Raw genomic sequence first — 18,384 nt, 5'->3', positions numbered from 1 at the left:
TTGTGTGATGTCGCATGCGTCCCAGTCGGCGTCGCATCCGTCCGAGCCCCGCATCGCCGAGGCGATTAAAAGGCGGCCCCCGCGGGTCACCTTACGCGGGCGATTCATCGACAGCGAGGCAGCTATGACTGACACCATCCGATCATCCTTCGTCGATGCTGCCGCGGCGCTCGCGCCGCTGGTTCAGGCATCCGCACAGGAAAGTGAGCGATCGCGGCGGCTGGCTGTCCCGCTGGTCGAGGCAATGGCGCAGGCAGGCCTCTTCCGGCTCTGGATTCCGCGCGTCATCGGCGGCGAGGAGGTCGACCCGATGACCCTCGTTCGGGTGGTCGAGGAGATCTCGCGCGCCGATGGTGCCGCAGGCTGGTGCATGGCCATCGGCGGCATCTATGGCGTGTTCGGCGGGTATCTTGAGAAGGATGCCGCGCGCGAGATCTACGGCAGCGACCCGCTGGTTCGAACCGCGGGAGCCTTGCGGCCGTTCGGCACAGCTGGGGTCGTCGAGGGCGGTTATCGCGTCACGGGCCGCTGGCCGCTCGGAAGCGGCTGCCAGCACTCCGGCTGGATGATCGGCAATTGCCGGATCTTCGATGGGGATCAGCCGCGCTTGCACCCCGATGGCACGCCGGTGATGCGCTTCATGCTGTTCCCGACCGCGCAATGCGAGATCCTCGATACCTGGCACAGCATCGGGCTGCGCGGCACCGGCAGCCATGACTATGCGATCGCGGATGCGTTCGTGCCGTCCGCGCGGTCGCTCTCGTTTCGCGAACCGTCGGTGGAGCAGGGCCCGCTCTATGCGTTTCCGACCATCGCGCTGTTCGGGGCGGCGCTCGCGGCCGTGCCGCTCGGCATCGCCCGCCATGCCATCGACATCCTGGTCGGGCTCGTCGGACGAAAGATCGCGTCGCGCTCGCGCAAGCTGCTCCGCGAAGATTCGCTGGTGCAGGCTGATCTCGGACGCGCTGAGGCCTTGCTGGGCTCGGGGCGGGCTTTCCTCTACGAGACGCTGGGAGAGGCGTGGCAGGCGATCAGTGCCGGCAGGGCACTCAGCGTTGCCGAGCGTGCCAAGCTGTGGCTGGCATCGACCCACGCGGCGAACACGGCCAAGCAGGCGACCGAGCTGATGTTCGGTGCCGGCGGCTCGGCGTCCGTCGACGTGAGCTGCGGGCTCGAGCGTTGCGTGCGCGATGTCCATGCCGCCGTCCAGCACCTCGCCTTGGCGCCGGCCAACTATCAGATGGCTGGCGAGGCGTATCTCGGTGCGGACATGCGGTCGACGCCCCTGCTGTTCTCGGATGACCGCAATGAAGCGCGTTCCCTGTCCCCCGTGCAGTGAACGGTCGATCGCCGGGCTCAAGACGGTCGTGAAGCCGGCGCTCTGCGTGCTTCTCTGGGCCGGCGCGTTGCTCGGCGCGGCATCGGCGCAGTCCACCGATCCGCATCATCCGACGGTGCTCGGCCTGGGTGTCAATCGCGCCAACATCACCAATGATGTCCGCGGCCATTACTACAGCTTCATGGCGGGCCCAGGCCATGTCGATGTCGAGCTCGCCTTCAAGGAAATGGGCGTGTTCGGCCGTCCGCTGCCGCAGCACCTCAACTTCGACTTCTGGAACGCGGACGGTGTTCGGCTGTCCCACATCGAAGTGCTGTCTCAGGGCAGCGTCGCCCACCGGCACACCGATGCCGATCTGCCGACGCGACAACGCATCGATCTGGCGGTCTCGACGCAATGGGGCGCGATCAAGATCGGCGGCTACTACGAGATCGAGTTGAAAGGCGCTATCGAGGCCGCCGCGCCGGTCGGAGCCGGCGTCAAGCCGGAAAAGTCCGAGCCGCTGGTGCGGCCGTGACGTGCCGTCACGCACACGAGATGGATGGCTTCTTGTGCGATTTGAGCGCCAATGCACGGCAACGTGTTTCACATTGTTGCCCGTTGTCGCATATGTCCAATCCCCCGTCGCCCCAGTCCGAGCCTGCCGGCCACCGCGCGCATACAAGGCAGCCCCCGGTGACCGTCGCACCCGGCGAGTTGAGTCGATTGCGATGCATTGAGGCGACTTGAGACCATCGAGGAGAATGTGATGAAGTTTGCACTTCGAGGATATTGTCTTGCGCTTGGCGTGAGCCTGGCCATGTCCAGCGCTGCCATGGCGCAGGATATCAGTGTTGCCGTGGTTGGGCCGATGACCGGCTCGGAGGCGAGCTTCGGCCAGCAGTTCAAGAACGGCGCCGATCTCGCGATTGCCGATATCAATGCGGCGGGCGGCGTGCTCGGCAAGAAGCTGAAGCTGGAAGTCGGCGACGACGCCTGCGATCCGAAGCAGGCGGTGTCGGTTGCCGAGAAGATGGCGGGCGCGAGGATCCCGTTCGTCGTCGGGCACTTCTGCTCGTCGACCTCGATTCCCGCCTCTGACGCCTACGCCGAGGGCAACGTGCTGGAGATCACGCCCGGCTCGACCAACCCGCTGTTCACCGAACGCGGGTTGTGGAACACGTTCCGCGTCTGCGGCCGGGACGACCAGCAGGGCATGGTCGCGGCCGCCTATATCATCAAGAACTACAAGACCAAAAACGTCGCGATCATCCACGACAAGACGACCTACGGCAAAGGTCTTGCCGACGAGACCAAGAACGCCATCAACGCGGCGGGCGTGAAGGAAAAGCTCTATGAGGCCTACACCAAGGGTGACAAAGACTTTGCCGCGCTGGTGTCCCGCTTCAAGAAGGAATCGATCGATTTCGTCTATGTCGGCGGCTACTACGCCGAAGCTGCGCTGATCTTGCGCCAGATGCGCGAGCAGGGCGTCAATGCCGTGCTGATGGGCGGCGACGCGTTGGTCGACAAGCAGTTCGCCGCGATCGCGGGGCCGCTCGCCGAGGGCTCGCTGTTCACCTTCTCGCCGGATCCGCGCAAGAAGGTGACCGCGGCCGCGACCTTGAAGAAGTTCAAGGACAAGGGCATCGATCCGGACGGTTACACGCTCTACAGCTATGCCGCGTTCCAGATCTGGAGCCAGGCCGTGACCCGCGCCCAGACCACGGACGCCAAGAAGGTCGCGGCGGCCATCAAGGCCGGACACTGGGACACCGTGCTCGGCAACATCAGCTACACGCCGAAGGGCGACATCACCCTGATCGACTACGTCGTGTACCGGCGCGACAAGGACGGCAACTATGCCGAGCTGCCGGCCGCCGGTCAATGATCGCTGGCCGCGACATCGGCGCTCCTCCCTGATCGATGTCGCGGCTATGCCGGCTCACAGCGCCAACGGACCAACCCTCTGCCAGCCCCGGAGGTTGTTGGCGCTGTGACGCCAGGCAGCAACGCCACCAACTGATTTACCCAACGACTGCCATCGCCGGACGTCGTTCGACGGCAACGGAAGAGAGCAACACGTGTCTGACATGAGTCTGAGCAATGGCGGCGGTCGTTCTGGCGAATGGCACGCCGCGGGGCAGTCCCAAGGATCGTCTCAAGGATCGTCGCAAGGACCATCGCATTCCTATCCGCTGCTGGTGCGCGATCACGGTCTTGGCACCGCGCTGAAGCTGCTGCTCGAGACCCTGCCTTATGCGCTGGCGCGATGGGCCGTGCTGTTGGGCTTTGCCGCAGCGTGCGCGGTGTTTGCCTTTGTCGCCGTGGGCGGCGCGGTGTGGCTCGGCACCCATGTCGCCAGCGTGTTTGGCTATTGCTGGCTGCTTGGCACCCTGCTGCTCGGCGGATGGATCTGGGGTGCCATCCTGCGCTACACGGTGCACATGATCGCCTGCGGCCATGTCGCCGTGCTGACCGAACTGATCACGCATGGCCGTATCGGCAACGGCACCGAAGGGCAGTTTGCCTATGGCCGCCGGATCGTGATGGATCGGTTCGGCGAGGTCGCGGTCCTGTTCGGGCTCAATGCGCTGATCCGCGCCGTGCTGCGCGCGTTTCACAATGCGCTCGATACGCTCGGCGATTGGCTGCCGGTGCCCGGCATGAAGGCGATCGTCGGCTTGCTCAACACCATCCTGTCGGCCGCGACGCGCTATCTGGACAAGGTGGTGCTCTCCTACGATCTGGCGCGCGGCGGCGGCGACCCCAGGCGCAACATCCAGGACGGGCTGGTCTATTATTGCCAGAACGCCAAGCCGATCCTGACCACGTCGGTCTGGATGGTCATCGTCGAACGGATCCTGAGCATCCTGCTTTGCCTGTTGCTGCTGGTCCCCGCCGGACTGGTGACAGTCTGGTTGCCGGAGGCGGTCAGGGAGTATGGCGCCATCGTCACCGTGTTCATCGCGGCCCTGCTGGCCGTGACGGTGCGCGCCGCATTCATCCAGCCGCTGTTCCTGATCTGCATGATGATCCGCTTTCACGCGCTGATCGAGCACCAGCCGATCAATTCGACCTGGGTCGGCTATCTCGACGGCCTCTCCGACAAGTTCCGGCAGATCGGACGTTGAGACTGCCGTTCGCGTGTCGCGCCGAGCAGCAAGCCTGCCGGCCGATGCCTGGTGTTGCTCGTATTTTGTAACGGAGATGTTCGGTGACCGATATCGCGCTCGACAATCACGGCATCAGGCTTGCCGCATCCGTCCATGGCCCGACGGACGGCGAACCGATCCTGTTCCTGCACGGCCTGTCGCTGAGCCGGGACACATGGCAGGAAATCGCCGGCCGGCTGAAGGATCGATATCGGATCTGGACCCTGGATTTCCGCGGCCACGGGCACTCGGATCGTGCCCCGGACTACGATCTTGCTGCCTACGTTTCGGATGCAAAGACCGCGTTGGCCGCAATCGGGCGTCCGGCGGTGATTGTCGGCCACTCGCTCGGCGGCTGCGTTGCCGGCGTGCTCGCGCAGAGCGGTGACGCCAATGTGCGCGCCGCATTCCTCGAGGATCCGCCGTGGTATCTGGGACAACCGGGGGAGTGGGAGAAATCGGCCTTCCCAAAACTGTTTTCCATCGCCAGGGCGCGCCAGGCTGCGTGGCAGCAAGCGCGCGCACCGCTCGGCACGTACCTTGCTTTCGTTTCCGACTCTCCGACGCCGATGGGCGGGATCGGACGCGATCATTACGGCCCACGTCATCTGCTCAGTCATGCCTCTGCGCTGCAGCGGCAGGACTGGCGGTGCTGGGCCGACGGAGACGTCGCGGGCGCCGTCCTTGCGGCGATCCCGACCGAGCGGGAGTTCCTGTGTCCGGTCAGGATTGTCCAGGCCGATCCCGGATGTGGCGCGGCGTTTCTCAGGGATCACGAGGCGCGCCTCGCGTATGGCAATCCGCGTGCCGACATCGTTCGCTATGAGGGATGCGGCCATTCACCCCACCGCGCCATCGCGTTCGAGCAGCGCTTCGCGGCAGACCTGCAGGCCTTCCTGTCGGGCCTGCCGTCGCGGTGAGCGCGGGCGCGAACCGGCACATTAGATCCACGAAAGACGGGGCCATCCATGCAAGAGACGTCCGGCTATGATCCGAACTACGTGATGGGGCGCTCGACCGCGGAGACCGACAGGCTCAAGCGCCAGTCGCAGCTCTACGATGCGTCGACATGGCAGCTTCTGAAGGAGGCCGGGCTCGCGCCGGGCATGAAGGTGCTCGACGTCGGAAGCGGCGCCGGCAACGTGTCCTTCATCGCCGCAAGCCTGGTCGGCGAGAGCGGGACGGTCGTCGGCGTCGACAGCAATCCCGCCATCGTCGACGAGGCTGCGGCCACCGTGCGCTCGCTCGGCCTGCGCCAGGTGTCATTCCGGGTCGGCGACATCAACACGATCGAGCTGGACCGCGATTTCGATGCGGTCGTCGGCCGGCTTGTGCTGATCTATGTCAAGGATCCCGCGGCACTGGTTCGACAATTGCTCGTCCACGTCAAGCCTGGCGGCATCGTGGCGTTTCAGGATCTCGACTGGGGCGAGGGACCGATCGCCAATCCGCCGTCGCCGCTGCTGTCGCAGGCATGGGGCACGGTGAAGGAGATGTTCCACCGCGCCGGGCTGAACAACCGGATGGGATTGTCGTTGCACGGCGCCTTCGTCGCGGCCGGGCTTCCCGCGCCGCGTATGAGCCTGTTTGCACCGGTGGGAGGCGGCATGGATTTCGACGGTTACGACTACATGGCGAGCGGCCTGTGCAGCAACCAGCCGCATATCGTCAAGCTCGGTGTCGCCACCGAGGCGGAGCTGGCACTGGATAGTTTTGCCGAGCGCCTACGCACCGAAGTGGTGGGCACGCAGGGCGTGTTCGCGCTGCCGACGTTCGTCGGCGCCTGGTCGCGCAAGCAGGCGGATTGATCGGCGCGGGCTGCGCCGTCACACATTCTGTGCGAAGCGCATAGTGCCTGCGACCGGCGCGAGCCACGTGGCGGCGTGGTCGGTATAGATCTCGATCTGCGGCTGCAGGCCGTCCATGCTGTCGAGCGTGCCGGCCTTGACCACGACCTTGCCCGGCATCAGCGCGGTCTTGGCCAGGATCGGCGAGCCGCAGACGCCGCAGAAATGGCGCTCGACCGGATGACCGCTGTCACCCTTGTCGATGAAGACGGCGGTCTCGCCGGACTGCTCATAGTCGGACTCGCGGATCACGACGTTGAGCGAAAACAGGCTGCCGCTCAGTCGCCGGCAATGCGTGCAATGGCAGATTGCGATCCCGCGCGGCTCGGCCTTCAATTCGTAGCGCACCGCGCCGCAGAGGCAGCCGCCCTTTCGATCCGGCATGATGTTCCCTCCCAAAACTCCCTCAGGCGCCCATCACCGCGTCGACGAAGGTCGCAGCCGATTCTTTCAGCTGCTTGCGGCTGTAGCCGGCGCGCTCCATCACGGCGAGGCCGCGTGTGAAGGTCACGAAGACCCGCGCCAGCCGGTTGGTATCCGCAGCGCGTCGTCTGCCCGGACCCGCGCTGAGGGTCTTGCCGATCAATTGCTCGAGCCGGTCCAGCACATCCTGTACGCGCTGACGCACCTCGGTGCTCGAGATTGCCGCATCGAGCGCGGTGCGCGTCGTCAGGCATCCGCGCGCCGGCGAGCCGTCGGTCATGTTGACGATGATCATGTCGAAGAAATTTCGCAAAGCGGTCGTCGTGTCGGCGTGAGCCAGCGCATGACCGGCCGCTTCCAGGAATTGCCCGGTATATTGATCGAAGGCGCGCAGGAAGATCGCTTCCTTGTCGCCATAGGCGTTGTAGAGGCTGCCGCGCTGCACGCCGGTCGCGGCGGCAAGGTCCTGCATCGTCGCGTCGTGCAGGCCCTTGCGCCAGAACACGTCGAGCGCCGTCGCAATCACCTCGTCCTCGTTGAACTGACGTACACCCACCATTTGCCAAGCTCCAGCGGATCATTCTTGACATCATCGTCATGATTGACAATCATGTCAAGAATGGTTGCCTCAGGAGGTCGGGATGATCACCGCCGTTACGTCGTTCAGTTTGCCCAAGCCGATCACGTGGGAAGAAGCGCGCAGCATCTTCCTGAGCACCGCACCGATCTATCGCGGTGTACCGGGGCTGTTCCGGAAGACCTATCTGCTGTCCGAGGACGGCAGGACCGCGGGCGGCATCTATTTCTGGAACTCGAGGAGCGAGGCGGAAGCGCTGTACACCGATGCGTGGCGCGCCCGTGCGCGGGAGAAGTACGGCGCCGATCCGACGGTGACCTATTTCGAAAGCCCGGTGGTGGTCGACAACGTCGCCGAGCAGATCAGCGCCGGCGGCGACTAGGAAGGCTCCGTCGCGTCAACTGACAGTGGCGGAACTTTCGACCGCCGCCCGGCGGCGCACGTCCGCGTGTGATGCGCCGCGCGCATCCGCTTGTGCTTGGTGGGTCCACAAGGCTACTCTCCCTGCAAGCAAGAAAACTGCAAGGGAGCCGTCACGGTGAACCAAACTCCATCCTCACATCAAACGCTGCCGCGCCGCAGGCTCGGTCGTACCGGGCTCGATGTCTCCATTCTCGGTTTCGGCACCGCGCCGCTCGGCGATCTCTTTGCGCGGCTCGACGACACGGCTGCGATCGCCGCGATGGAGCGGGCGTTTGCGCTGGGCGTGAACCTGCTCGATTCCTCGCCCTTGTATGGGCATGGCCTCGCCGAGCATCGCTGCGGCACCGCGCTGCGCCGCGTGGCGCGCGACGACATCGTCGTCTGCACCAAGGTCGGGCGCTGGATGGACCCGTTCCACGGCCGCGGCGACGGCTCCAATTTCGTCGGCGGCCAGCCGCATCGTGCGGTGGTCGATTATTCCTATGACGGCACCATGCGGTCGGTGGAGCAGTCGCTGCTGCGGCTCGGCACCGATCATGTCGACTTGCTCTTGATTCACGACGTCGACGTCTGGACTCATGGCGCCGATGCGATCGAAGCCAGGTTCCGCGAGGCCATGGAAGGCGCCTATGTCGCGCTCGACAGACTGCGCGCCGAGCGCGTGGTCAAGGGCATCGGGATCGGCGTCAACGAGGCCGAGATGTGCGTGCGCTTCGCCAGGGCCGGAGCGTTCGACACCATGCTGCTCGCCGGCCGCTACTCGCTGCTGGAGCAGCCGGCGCTGGCCGAGTTCCTGCCGCTGGCGGAGAAGCAGGGCATCGGCATGATGCTGGGCGGCGTGTTCAATTCCGGCATCCTGGCGACCGGCGCGGTGGCCGGCGCCAAGTACAATTACAAGGACGCGCCGCCCGACGTGATGCAGAAGGTGGCGGCGATCGAGCGCGTCTGTCGCGCCCATGGCGTGGCGCTGCCGACCGCGGCGCTGCATTTCGCGCTCGGCCATCCGGCGGTCGCAAGCGTCGTGCTCGGCGCGCAGACGCCGCAGGAGGTCGAGCGCAACGTCGCCGCATTGTCGTCAGCCGTGCCTGCTGCGCTGTGGCGCGACCTGAAGGCCGAGGGGCTGCTCGACCAGCATGCGCCGGTGCCGGCATGATGCGGATCGATGCCCATCACCATGTCTGGACCTTGGCGCGCGCCGATTACGGCTGGCTGACGCCCGAGCGCGGGCGGATCTATCGCGACTTCGGCCTGGCCGATCTCGCGCCGCATCTCGCCGCGGCTCAAATCGAAGGCACCATCCTGGTGCAGGCGGCTCCGACCGAGGCGGAGACGGCATTCATGCTCGACGTCGCCAAGAGCTCGGAACTGGTGCGCGGCGTGGTCGGCTGGATCGACTTCGATGCGCCCGATGCCGCAGACCGGGTCGATGCGATCGCCGAACACGAACTGCTGGTCGGCTTGCGGCCGATGGTGCAGGACATCGCCGATGACGACTGGCTGCTGCGCCCCGAACTGGCAGCGCCGCTCGAGGCCATGGTGCGGCACGACCTCGTGTTCGACGCGCTGGTGCTGTCGCCCCATCTGCCGCGGCTCGTTCAGGTGGTCGATCGCCATCCGGACCTGCAATTCGTGCTCGACCATTTCGGCAAGCCGCGGCTCGCGACCGGTGACATCGCAGCCTGGAAGGACGACATAGCAAGCTTGGCAACGCGGTCCAACGTCGTCTGCAAGCTATCGGGCCTCGCCACGGAGGCCGCCCCGAACTGGCAGCTTGCCGATCTACGCGAGGCCGTGGATCATGCACTCGCATGCTTCGGGCCGCAGCGGATGCTGTGGGGCAGCGACTGGCCCGTCGTCAATCTCGCCGGCGGCTATGCGCAATGGTTCGCAGCGGCCGAGACCTTGCTGGCTGATTTGTCAAGTGACGCGAAGGCTGCGATTTTCGGAGGCAATGCGGCGCGCATCTATTTGTCAAGCCGCGGGCGGCCGACATCCCTGAAATAGATTGCCGCCTGCGCCTCATTTGATCCACAGCGCGCCTTGATGAATCGATCCGGGATGGTTCATAAGCGGCGTCCGCGCCATATGTGGCGCGAGGATTCAGAGAGACAGGCGTGGCAAAGATTCATCATCAGATTGCGCAGGAGCTTGGGGTTCGCGACGAGCAGGTCGAAGCGGCGGTGACGCTGCTCGACGGCGGCGCCACGGTGCCGTTCATCGCGCGATACCGCAAGGAGCTCACCGGCGCACTCGATGACGCGCAGCTGCGCACGCTGGAAGAACGGCTGACCTATCTGCGCGAGCTCGAGGAGCGCCGCACCGCGGTGCTTAATTCGATTCGCGAGCAGGGCAAGCTCGATGCCGCGCTCGAGGCCCAGATCATGGCGGCCGACAGCAAGGGGCGCCTGGAAGATATCTATCTGCCGTACAAGCCGAAGCGCCGCACCAAGGCCGAGATCGCCAAGGAAGCCGGGCTCGAGCCGCTCGCCGATCAGCTTCTGACGCAGCCGCAGAACGACCCCAACGAGGCTGCCGCGCCGTTCGTCAATGCCGAGAAGCAGGTCGCCGACGTCGCCGCGGCGCTGGACGGCGCGCGCGCGATCCTGGTCGAGCGCTTCGCCGAGGATGCCGACCTGATCGGCGCGCTGCGCGAGGAGATGTGGTCGAACGGCATCATGGCCTCGACCGTCCGCACCGCCAAGAAGACCGAAGGTGAGAAGTTCAAGGACTATTTCGATTTCTCCGAGCCGCTGCCGAAGCTGCCGTCGCACCGCATCCTGGCGCTGTTCCGCGGCGAGAAGGAAGAGATCCTCGACCTCGCGATCAAGCCGGAGGCGCAGGAGCCGGTCGTCGGCCAGCCCAGTCTCTACGAGCTCAGGATCATGAACCGCTTTGCGATCTCCAACCAGGGCCGCAAGGGCGACAAGTGGCTGACGGAGACGGTGCGCTGGGCCTGGCGCACCAAGATCCAGATCCATCTCAACATCGACCTGCGGATGCGGCTGTGGACCGCGGCCGAAACCGAGGCGGTGCGCGTGTTCGCCTCGAACCTGCGCGATCTGCTGCTGGCGGCGCCGGCCGGCCCGCGCGCCACCATGGGGCTCGATCCCGGCTATCGCACCGGCGTCAAGGTCGCGGTGATCGATGCCACCGGCAAGGTGGTGGCGCATACGGCAATCTATCCGCACGAGCCGCAGCGGCGCTGGGACGAGTCGCTCGCCATCCTCGGCAAGCTCGCGATCGAGCATGGCGTCGAGCTGATCGCGATCGGCAACGGCACCGCCTCGCGAGAGACCGACAAGCTGGCAACCGAGCTCGTGAAGCGGCTGCCCGAGCGCAAGATGACCAAGATCGTCGTCTCCGAAGCCGGCGCGTCGGTCTATTCGGCCTCCGCCTTCGCCTCCAACGAGCTACCCGACCTCGACGTCACCATTCGCGGCGCGGTCTCGATCGCGCGGCGCCTGCAGGACCCGCTGGCTGAGCTGGTCAAGATCGATCCGAAGGCGATCGGTGTCGGCCAGTATCAGCACGATCTCGGCGAGGCCAAGCTGGCGCGCTCGCTCGATGCCGTGGTGGAAGACTGCGTGAACGCGGTTGGCGTCGATGCCAATACCGCCTCGGTGCCGCTGCTCGCGCGGGTGTCGGGCATCGGCCAGGGGCTGGCGCAGAGCATCGTGCAGCACCGCGACGCCAACGGTCCGTTCAAGTCGCGCAAGGCGCTCAAGGAGGTGCCGCGGCTCGGGCCGAAGGCCTTCGAGCAGTGCGCCGGCTTCCTGCGCATCAGCAATGGCGAGGACCCGCTCGATTCATCCGGCGTGCATCCGGAAGCCTATCCGGTGGTGCGCCGCATTCTCGAGGCGACCAAGAGCGACATCAAGGCGCTGATCGGCAACGCCGATATGGTGCGAGGGCTCAAGCCGCAATCCTTCGTCGACGACACCTTCGGTCTGCCCACCGTCACCGACATTCTGCGCGAACTGGAAAAGCCCGGCCGCGACCCGCGTCCGGCGTTCAAGGCGGCGGTGTTCAAGGACGGTGTCGAGGAGGTCAAGGACCTCAAGCCGGGCATGATCCTCGAGGGCACCGTGACCAACGTCGCCGCGTTCGGCGCCTTCGTCGATATCGGCGTGCACCAGGATGGGCTGGTGCACATCTCGGCGATGTCGCGGAATTTCATCAAGGACCCGCGCGAGGTGGTGAAGCCGGGCGATATCGTCAAGGTCAAGGTGCTGGACGTCGAGGTCGCACGCAAGCGCATCGCGTTGACGCTGCGGCTCGACGATGAGGTCGGACCGAAGAAGGACAACGCGGGACCGTCACGCGATTTCTCGCGTGGCTCGGCCAAGATGACCTCATCCGCGCCGCGCCGTCCGCAGGAGCAGTCCGGCGGCGGCGCGCTCGCCGAGGCGCTGCGCCGCGCCGCCGAGAAGAGCGGGCGCGGCAAGCCGACCTGAGCAGTGAGAAGGGCGGCAAGCTAAACTCGCCGCCCTCATTTCGTTACAGCTTGCCGGCAGCGAACCTGGCGAGCGCCTCCGCGACCCCCTTGCCGTAGGCCGGATCGGCCTTGCTGCAATTTGCGACATGCCGCTCCTGGATATGCTTCGATGCCTGGCCGACCTGGCGGGCGGTGTTGTCGAACAGCGCCTGCGTTTGCGCGGCATTCATCTTGCGGAACAGATCGCCCGGCTGCTGCCACATCGGCCGCGCCGCGCAGCAGCGCCGGCCCACGCGGCCCCGCCGTCATGATGTTCACAACGGTCGGCGTCGCGGGGAGGCCCGGTGATCGACAAATTGTGAACCGGATCTGCCCCGCCACGACGACGCCGTTTCTTGGATGAGTCCGGGATTAAGAAATCGGGGGGAGCGATACGACGCGCGCTATTCGCTGATTCCAGTCAAATGTCCGTCGATCTCGGCCAACGCAGTCGGGGCCCGCGATCCGGTCATTTGCTGCGCATGCCGACGCGCTCGCCAATCCTAAATCCGGCGTCAGAATCTGGCGCATTTGTCAGTTGAAGTCGGGCTCGCGCTTGCGTCTTCTGATCATGCTCGTGTGCGGCGATACGAGGTTCGCCGCGGTCCCAATCAGGGAGGATTTCATGAAGAACAGGCTTCTCAAATGTCTCACGGCGGCGACGCTCGCTGTCAGCGTTGCGCTCGCACCCGCGGCCTTTGCCAGAGGCGGCGGCGGCGGTGGTGGCGGCGGGCATGGCGGCGGCGGTGGTTTCGGTGGTGGCGGTGGTTTCGGTGGCGGCCACGGTGGTGGCTTTGCTGGCGCCATGGGTGGCGGCATGCATGGCGGAGGCTTCGGCGGCATGCACGGCGGCGGCTTTGGCGGTATGCATGGTGGCGGCATGGCGTTCGCTGCCATGGGCGGCGGCGGGCATTTTGCCGGCGGCCATTTCGGCGGCGCGCGCTTCGCAGGCGCTCCCGCGTTCGGCCCGCGGTTCGCCGGCGCCGGATTCCACGGCGGACGCTTCTTCCATCACGGCGGCTTCTTCCATCATCACCGCTTCCATCGCTTCGCCTTCTTCGGCGGTGGGCCTTACGTCTATGCCGATTACTACGACGGCTGTTACCGCAGGGTATGGACGGCTTACGGTCTGCAATGGGTCAATGTGTGCGGGGACTATTGGTGATCGCCCAACCATCCGCACCGTTGTCGCGGCCGTCGCCAGACGTTCCATCCAGCCCCGGAATGGGATAGTCTGGCGGCGACCGTCGCGGGGCGCTCGGAGGGGTTGAGAACTCGGAGAGTTCAAGAAGATGACCGGAGCTCACCGCCGCATTCTCGTCGTCGAGGACGATCCGGAGACCGCGGGTCAGCTCGTCGAGGAACTCACCACCTGCGGCTATGACGTGGATCTGGCGGCGAACGGCCGCGAGGCGCTGAACCAGGGCGCGGCGCGCGACTATGCCGTGATCACGATCGATCGCATGCTGCCCGACATCGACGGCATCACGGTGATGCGTCAGATGCGCGACGATGGCATCGCAGTGCCGTTCCTGATCATCAGCGCGCTCGGCGAGGTCGATGACCGCGTGCGTGGCTTGCGCGCCGGCGGTGACGACTATCTGGTCAAGCCGTTCTCCTTTGTCGAGTTGCTGGCACGCCTGGAGGCGCTCGGCCGCCGCAGCGAGACCGTTGCCAAGGAGACCATCCTGCGGGTCGGCGATCTCGCGGTCGATCTGATCGCGCGGACGGCGAGCCGCCGCGGCCGCAAGATTCCGCTGCTGCCGAAGGAATTCCAGCTGCTCGAATACCTCGCGCGCAACGAGGGCCGGGTGGTGTCGCGCGCCATGCTGCTGCAGCACGTGTGGGATCTGCATTTCGATCCCTCGACCAACATCATCGACGTCTATGTCGGACGGGTGCGCCGCAAGGTCGACGACCAGCAAGCCTATCCGCTGATCCACACGATCCGCGGCATCGGGTACTGCCTCCGTGCTCCTGGCTAAAACCCTCAGGTCATCGACGTTCCGCCTGGCCTTGATCGCCATCGGCATCTTCGGCCTGATCGTGTCCGTCATCTTTGCCTATGTTTACTGGTCGACACTGTCCTATGTGCGCGACAGGTCCGACCGCGCGATCATGACCGAGCAGGCAAGCCTCGACGATGCCTATGCGCGGTCCGGCCGCGATGGCCTGACCGCGTTGATTGCGCAACGCATCGCGGACAAAGCCTTTGCCGACCATGTTTATCTGTTGGCCGGCCCCGGCTCGGCGGTGTTTGCAGGAAATCTCAAGCAATGGCCGGCGGAGGCTGCCGGGCAGGGATGGACCGAATTCCGCGTCTCGCTGCCGCAGCTCGCCACGGGAACCTCGCTGGCGCGAGTCGTGACGGAGACCCTGTCGAACGGCGATCGGTTGCTGGTCGGCCGCGACATCAGCGATCTCGACGGCTTCATGGCGCAGATCCGGGCCGCGGGCATCGCCGTTGTCGTGCTGATCATCGTGCTGGCTGCGGCCGCCAGCATCGGGGTCACGCGACGAACGGTGGGCCGGATCGAGTCGATCAATGCGACCAGTCGCGCCATCATGCTCTCCGGCCTCGACCAGCGCATCCCGCTCCTCGGCAGCCATGACGAATGGGATCGCGTCGCCGAGAACCTCAATTTGATGCTGGATCGGATCCAGACCCTGATGGGGGACGTCAAGCAGGTCAGCGAAAACATCGCCCACGACCTGCGCACGCCGCTGACCCGGATGCGCGGCCGGTTGGAGAAGGCCTATCACGCCCCACGCAACGCAGAGGGCGATGCGGCGCTGATCGGCGACACCATCGCCGATCTCGACGCGGTGCTCGGAATGTTCGCATCGATCACACGGATCTCCGAGATCGAAACGCGGGCCCGTAAGGGCGCGTTTCGCACCGTCAATCTCGTCGAGATCGCAGGCGAGGTGGTCGAGCTCTACGATGCCGCGGCTGAGGAGGTGACCACCCATCTCGACCTTGCCGGCGATCCCGCGGTGATGGTCACCGGCGACCGCGACCTGTTGTTCGACGCCATTGCCAATCTCGTCGACAACGCCATCAAGCATGGCCGCCCGGGCGGACGGGTGACCGTGACTTGCGACGATGACGAAGGCGGGCCGGTGATCTCGGTTGCCGATGACGGCCCGGGCATTCCGGCCGACCAGCACGACCGCGTCTTCAAGCGCTTCTACCGGCTCGAGCAGAGCCGCTACACGCCGGGCAACGGCCTCGGTCTCAGCCTGGTTGCGGCGGTCGCGAGCCTGCACGGCGCCAAGATCGAATTGCGCGACAGCGCGCCGGGATTGTTGTGCAGGTTGATCTTTCCTGCGGCGGAGGCGTAGGGGCGGTGACAGCGGAGGAACTTCTCGCTTGGTGCGCGCCGCCAAAAATATCGAAAAACAACCCCATGCAAAGCAGCTCGCGGCTGGCGGCGCTCGACCAGGCAACTTGACATGTCGGGCAAATCAGGGGTAGTCTTCTAATATTCCGAAATCGTGTAATCGCCGTCTTTAAACGCCCCTCGCCGCGCAAGTGGCCGCAGCGCGTCGCGAGACTGCGGAAGCATGAGTTCACAGGCCGTGCAACATGCTCGCCGTCGTCCCGGCGTAGGCCGGGACCCATAACCCCAAAGGCGGCTTGTTGCGCGACGCTGGAACGACGAGTGCCGTTCACAATATCCGCCGCAGAGTATGGGTCCCGGCCTTCGCCGGGACGACGCGATGGGAAGAGCCGTGGACACTAGATCACCCGCATGCGCGGGCGATGGCACCGCGTTGTTTGACACGTTGAGTCGAACTATCCCGTCGTCGTCCTGGCGAAGGCCAGGACCCATTACCCCAAGTGAGAGTTGTTGCGCCACGCCGGGGCTGCGATCCCGCTCATTGCCGAAAGCGGTGGTTATGGGTCCTGGCTTTCGCCAGGACGACGGTGGTATTAACCGTTCAAAACCGCGCCGCCATCTCCGCAAGCCTGCGATGCGCTGCGTCGCGGGCCGCGCGGATCGGCTCCGTGGGGCCGGTGGTCGGGCCGATCGGCACGAAGCGCACGTCTTGGATGCCGATGAAGCGCAGCATCTCGCGCAGATAGGGCGTCGCCATGTCGATGCGGCCGCGGTTCATGCCGGTGACGAAGTCGCTGCCGCTCGCCAGGATCACGACCGTCGGGCGGTCCTTGAGCAGCGGCAGATAACCCTGCGCCGGATCGAAGCGAAAGGTCAGCCCCGGCTGGATGATGACGTCGAGCCACTGCTTGAGCTTGTAGGGAATCGAAAAATTCCACATCGGCGTCGAGATCAGCACGCGATCGGCCAACGACAGCCGCAGCGCGAGGCGTTCGGCGACTGCGAAAGCATCGTGCTGCGAATTGGTGAAGCCCTTGCCGCCGATCCGGGCATATTTGGCCTCGAGCAGATACCCCTCGAACTCCGGCAGGGGTTCGCGCCAGAGGTTCATCGCGTCGATCTCCCAGTCCGGGCGTGCCTTGCGGAAGCTCTCCACAAAGACGCACGCGCCGGCTGCCGATTCCGAATCGGCGCGGGGAGAGCAGGCAAGATGCAGCAGCTTCGGCACCGCGCCTCCCTCAGCCGAGCGCCTTGATGACGGTGTCGGCGTTGGTCACGACGGAGACGTTCTGAAGCGCAAAATTGATCGCGGCATTATGCCAGTCGGCATTCATGGTCGAGCAGCAATCCTCCGGCACGATCATGAAATAGCCCTTGTCGGCGCCGGTGCGCGCGGTGTGCTCGACCGACATGTTGGTCCAGGCGCCGGTGTTGATGATCATGTCGCGGCCGGTCGCCTTCAGGATGGTCTCGAGCCTTGTGCCCTCCCACGCGCTCATCCGCATCTTCTCGACCACGAAATCGCCCGGGCGCGGCTCGAGGCCGGAGACCGGCGCCGCGCCCCAGCTGCCGCGCACCATCGCCTTGCTGTCGACCAGCCCCTCGAACAGCGGTGCGTTCAAGGTCACCCCTGGCGCGCCCGGCTCGACGACGAACCAGACATGGATGATGGCAACGCCACGCGCCCGCGCCGCCTCCGCCACGCGGCGGACATTCTCGACGACGTGCTGCTGCCTTGCATGGGCAGGGGCGCCGGAGTCGGCGAAGGCGCCGCCATCCATGATGACATCGTTCTGCATGTCCTGGATGATCATCGCGCAGCGTTGCGGATCGAGCTGCATCTCGCCGGCGGTGAGGTTCGGCGCGGGCGTGGATGATGCAGCGCCGGCGCCGCCGCGCTTGCCGCTCATATAGGGCTCGTTGCGCGGCCCGACCTTGGTCGGGATCGCGTAGACCGAATGGGTCGCGGTCAGATAGAGGGTGCGGAAATCGGCGCCGCCCCAGGCGAGATTGGCGACGAGCTCGGGCAAGCGGACCTTGCCGAGCAGATTGCCATCGGGCGAATAGACCCAGACGCCGCCGGGTGCGGTGACCCAGACATTGCCGCGCTGGTCGCACTTCATGCCGTCGGGCAGGCCGGGTTCGAGCTCGGAGCGGATGCCGGAGGCGAACACGCGCGGATTATTGAGCGAGCCGTCGGCGCCGACGTCGAAGGCGCGGATCAGCGCCTGCACGGTGTCGTTGACATAGAGGATGCGCTCGTCCGGCGAGAAGCACAGCCCGTTCGGCTGCTCGAACAGATAGCGGTCGACCAGCAGTTTCGGCGCGCCGCCGCCTGATGGTACGCGATAGACGCCCTGGAAGCCGAGCTGCCGCGGCCGCTCGACGCCGTAGACCGGCATCCGGCCATACCAGGGATCGGAGAAATAGATCGCACCGCTCGAATGAACGCAGACGTCGTTCGGGCTGTTGAGTTCCTGGTTCTCGTAATGCGAGGCCAGCACCTCGCGCCGCCCGTCCGGCCGCTCGCGGATCAGCGAGGACGTGGCGTGCTCGCAGACGATCAGATTGAGATCGGCGTCGTAGGTCATGCCGTTGCATTTGTTCGACGGACGCTTGACCTCGACCACGCCGCGCCGCGCATCCCAGCGGCGGCGCACGTCGCCGGGCATGTCGGAGAACAGCAGGAAGTGATCGACCGGGTGCCAGATCGGCCCCTCCGTGAAATCAAAGCCGGTGCCGACCTGGCCGACCGGCGCGTAGGGGTCGATCAGGTCTTCGAACTCGCTGCGCAGCGTGACATGCGTCATCGTGACAGGCCTT

The 18,384-nt window shown here is 65.6% G+C and carries 18 protein-coding genes; 13 read left to right on the top strand and 5 right to left on the bottom strand.

Going from position 1 to position 18,384, the window contains the following annotated elements; all coding sequences use genetic code 11:
- The first annotated feature begins 7 nt into the window (after positions 1 to 7).
- The 6 genes from FBZ93_RS18700 (at position 8) to FBZ93_RS18675 (ending at position 6,281) form a co-directional block, all read left to right on the top strand.
- Positions 8 to 1,339, top strand: a complete 1,332-nt coding sequence (locus tag FBZ93_RS18700; protein ID WP_246667554.1) for an acyl-CoA dehydrogenase family protein — start codon at positions 8 to 10, stop codon at positions 1,337 to 1,339.
- Positions 1,308 to 1,856: a hypothetical protein gene (locus tag FBZ93_RS18695; RefSeq protein WP_146987341.1), complete on the top strand. Its 549-nt coding sequence runs from the start codon at positions 1,308 to 1,310 to the stop codon at positions 1,854 to 1,856. Before FBZ93_RS18700 ends, FBZ93_RS18695 begins: the two co-directional genes overlap by 32 nt.
- A 231-nt stretch (positions 1,857 to 2,087) precedes the next feature.
- Complete coding sequence (locus FBZ93_RS18690; RefSeq protein WP_146987340.1) at positions 2,088 to 3,209, top strand: branched-chain amino acid ABC transporter substrate-binding protein; 1,122 nt, start codon at positions 2,088 to 2,090, stop codon at positions 3,207 to 3,209.
- A gap of 193 nt (positions 3,210 to 3,402) precedes the next feature.
- Positions 3,403 to 4,452: a hypothetical protein gene (locus FBZ93_RS18685; protein ID WP_146987339.1), complete on the top strand. Its 1,050-nt coding sequence runs from the start codon at positions 3,403 to 3,405 to the stop codon at positions 4,450 to 4,452.
- Positions 4,453 to 4,535: 83 nt separating this feature from the next.
- Positions 4,536 to 5,393, top strand: a complete 858-nt coding sequence (locus FBZ93_RS18680) for an alpha/beta fold hydrolase (protein ID WP_146987338.1) — start codon at positions 4,536 to 4,538, stop codon at positions 5,391 to 5,393.
- Between the two features lie 48 nt (positions 5,394 to 5,441).
- Positions 5,442 to 6,281 carry a class I SAM-dependent methyltransferase gene (locus tag FBZ93_RS18675; protein WP_146987337.1) on the top strand — a complete coding sequence of 280 codons (840 nt, stop codon included), beginning with the start codon at positions 5,442 to 5,444 and terminating at the stop codon, positions 6,279 to 6,281.
- A gap of 18 nt (positions 6,282 to 6,299) precedes the next feature.
- Here FBZ93_RS18675 and FBZ93_RS18670 read toward each other — a convergent pair whose 3' ends face one another.
- Together FBZ93_RS18670 and FBZ93_RS18665 are read right to left on the bottom strand one after the other, a co-directional pair.
- Complete coding sequence (locus FBZ93_RS18670; protein WP_146987336.1) at positions 6,300 to 6,704, bottom strand: GFA family protein; 405 nt, start codon at positions 6,702 to 6,704, stop codon at positions 6,300 to 6,302.
- A 22-nt stretch (positions 6,705 to 6,726) separates the two neighbouring features.
- On the bottom strand, positions 6,727 to 7,302 hold the full coding sequence (locus tag FBZ93_RS18665; RefSeq protein ID WP_146987335.1) for a TetR/AcrR family transcriptional regulator: 576 nt from the start codon (positions 7,300 to 7,302) through the stop codon (positions 6,727 to 6,729).
- Positions 7,303 to 7,384: 82 nt separating this feature from the next.
- Between FBZ93_RS18665 and FBZ93_RS18660 the strand changes: the two genes are divergently transcribed.
- The 4 genes from FBZ93_RS18660 (at position 7,385) to FBZ93_RS18645 (ending at position 12,197) form a co-directional block, all read left to right on the top strand.
- On the top strand, positions 7,385 to 7,702 hold the full coding sequence (locus tag FBZ93_RS18660; protein WP_146987334.1) for a YdhR family protein: 318 nt from the start codon (positions 7,385 to 7,387) through the stop codon (positions 7,700 to 7,702).
- Positions 7,703 to 7,858: 156 nt separating this feature from the next.
- Positions 7,859 to 8,896, top strand: a complete 1,038-nt coding sequence (locus FBZ93_RS18655) for an aldo/keto reductase (protein ID WP_208764027.1) — start codon at positions 7,859 to 7,861, stop codon at positions 8,894 to 8,896.
- Entirely contained in the window at positions 8,893 to 9,747 is an 855-nt protein-coding gene (locus tag FBZ93_RS18650) for an amidohydrolase family protein (RefSeq protein ID WP_146987333.1), read from the top strand. Before FBZ93_RS18655 ends, FBZ93_RS18650 begins: the two co-directional genes overlap by 4 nt.
- A 110-nt stretch (positions 9,748 to 9,857) precedes the next feature.
- Positions 9,858 to 12,197 (top strand): Tex family protein, encoded by a 2,340-nt coding sequence (locus FBZ93_RS18645; RefSeq protein WP_146987332.1) that lies wholly within the window; start codon positions 9,858 to 9,860, stop codon positions 12,195 to 12,197.
- 43 nt (positions 12,198 to 12,240) lie between these two features.
- Here the strand turns inward: FBZ93_RS18645 and FBZ93_RS18640 are convergent, their stop codons facing one another.
- Complete coding sequence (locus FBZ93_RS18640; protein ID WP_146987331.1) at positions 12,241 to 12,441, bottom strand: catalase-related domain-containing protein; 201 nt, start codon at positions 12,439 to 12,441, stop codon at positions 12,241 to 12,243.
- A 401-nt stretch (positions 12,442 to 12,842) separates the two neighbouring features.
- Between FBZ93_RS18640 and FBZ93_RS40670 the strand changes: the two genes are divergently transcribed.
- From FBZ93_RS40670 to FBZ93_RS18625, 3 genes are all read left to right on the top strand, one after another.
- Positions 12,843 to 13,382: a hypothetical protein gene (locus FBZ93_RS40670; RefSeq protein WP_167529094.1), complete on the top strand. Its 540-nt coding sequence runs from the start codon at positions 12,843 to 12,845 to the stop codon at positions 13,380 to 13,382.
- A gap of 127 nt (positions 13,383 to 13,509) precedes the next feature.
- On the top strand, positions 13,510 to 14,202 hold the full coding sequence (locus FBZ93_RS18630; protein ID WP_146987330.1) for a response regulator transcription factor: 693 nt from the start codon (positions 13,510 to 13,512) through the stop codon (positions 14,200 to 14,202).
- On the top strand, positions 14,189 to 15,562 hold the full coding sequence (locus FBZ93_RS18625; protein ID WP_146987329.1) for a sensor histidine kinase: 1,374 nt from the start codon (positions 14,189 to 14,191) through the stop codon (positions 15,560 to 15,562). Before FBZ93_RS18630 ends, FBZ93_RS18625 begins: the two co-directional genes overlap by 14 nt.
- Before the next feature lie 600 nt (positions 15,563 to 16,162).
- Here the strand turns inward: FBZ93_RS18625 and FBZ93_RS18620 are convergent.
- Positions 16,163 to 16,789, bottom strand: a complete 627-nt coding sequence (locus FBZ93_RS18620; protein ID WP_146987328.1) for an FMN-dependent NADH-azoreductase — start codon at positions 16,787 to 16,789, stop codon at positions 16,163 to 16,165.
- A gap of 10 nt (positions 16,790 to 16,799) precedes the next feature.
- Positions 16,800 to 18,371: an isochorismatase family protein gene (locus FBZ93_RS18615; RefSeq protein WP_146987327.1), complete on the bottom strand. Its 1,572-nt coding sequence runs from the start codon at positions 18,369 to 18,371 to the stop codon at positions 16,800 to 16,802.
- Positions 18,372 to 18,384 lie beyond the last annotated feature (13 nt).

Source organism: Bradyrhizobium macuxiense (assembly GCF_007993935.1).
In the GTDB taxonomy this organism is placed as follows: domain Bacteria; phylum Pseudomonadota; class Alphaproteobacteria; order Rhizobiales; family Xanthobacteraceae; genus Bradyrhizobium; species Bradyrhizobium macuxiense_A.
Note: the sequence above shows the minus strand (reverse complement) of the source record. Positions and strands in the feature narration are given on the sequence as shown.

What these genes read in the sequence shown, in the direction of transcription:
- FBZ93_RS18665 (WP_146987335.1), bottom strand. Translation starts at nt 7,302, where the DNA reads ATGGTGGGTGTACGTCAGTTCAACGAGGACGAGGTGATTGCGACGGCG.
- FBZ93_RS18695 (WP_146987341.1), top strand. Translation starts at nt 1,308, where the DNA reads ATGAAGCGCGTTCCCTGTCCCCCGTGCAGTGAACGGTCGATCGCCGGG.
- FBZ93_RS18690 (WP_146987340.1), top strand. Translation starts at nt 2,088, where the DNA reads ATGAAGTTTGCACTTCGAGGATATTGTCTTGCGCTTGGCGTGAGCCTG.
- FBZ93_RS18660 (WP_146987334.1), top strand. Translation starts at nt 7,385, where the DNA reads ATGATCACCGCCGTTACGTCGTTCAGTTTGCCCAAGCCGATCACGTGG.
- FBZ93_RS18670 (WP_146987336.1), bottom strand. Translation starts at nt 6,704, where the DNA reads ATGCCGGATCGAAAGGGCGGCTGCCTCTGCGGCGCGGTGCGCTACGAA.
- FBZ93_RS18615 (WP_146987327.1), bottom strand. Translation starts at nt 18,371, where the DNA reads ATGACGCATGTCACGCTGCGCAGCGAGTTCGAAGACCTGATCGACCCC.
- FBZ93_RS18675 (WP_146987337.1), top strand. Translation starts at nt 5,442, where the DNA reads ATGCAAGAGACGTCCGGCTATGATCCGAACTACGTGATGGGGCGCTCG.
- FBZ93_RS18640 (WP_146987331.1), bottom strand. Translation starts at nt 12,441, where the DNA reads ATGTGGCAGCAGCCGGGCGATCTGTTCCGCAAGATGAATGCCGCGCAA.
- FBZ93_RS18650 (WP_146987333.1), top strand. Translation starts at nt 8,893, where the DNA reads ATGATGCGGATCGATGCCCATCACCATGTCTGGACCTTGGCGCGCGCC.
- FBZ93_RS40670 (WP_167529094.1), top strand. Translation starts at nt 12,843, where the DNA reads ATGAAGAACAGGCTTCTCAAATGTCTCACGGCGGCGACGCTCGCTGTC.
- FBZ93_RS18700 (WP_246667554.1), top strand. Translation starts at nt 8, where the DNA reads ATGTCGCATGCGTCCCAGTCGGCGTCGCATCCGTCCGAGCCCCGCATC.
- FBZ93_RS18630 (WP_146987330.1), top strand. Translation starts at nt 13,510, where the DNA reads ATGACCGGAGCTCACCGCCGCATTCTCGTCGTCGAGGACGATCCGGAG.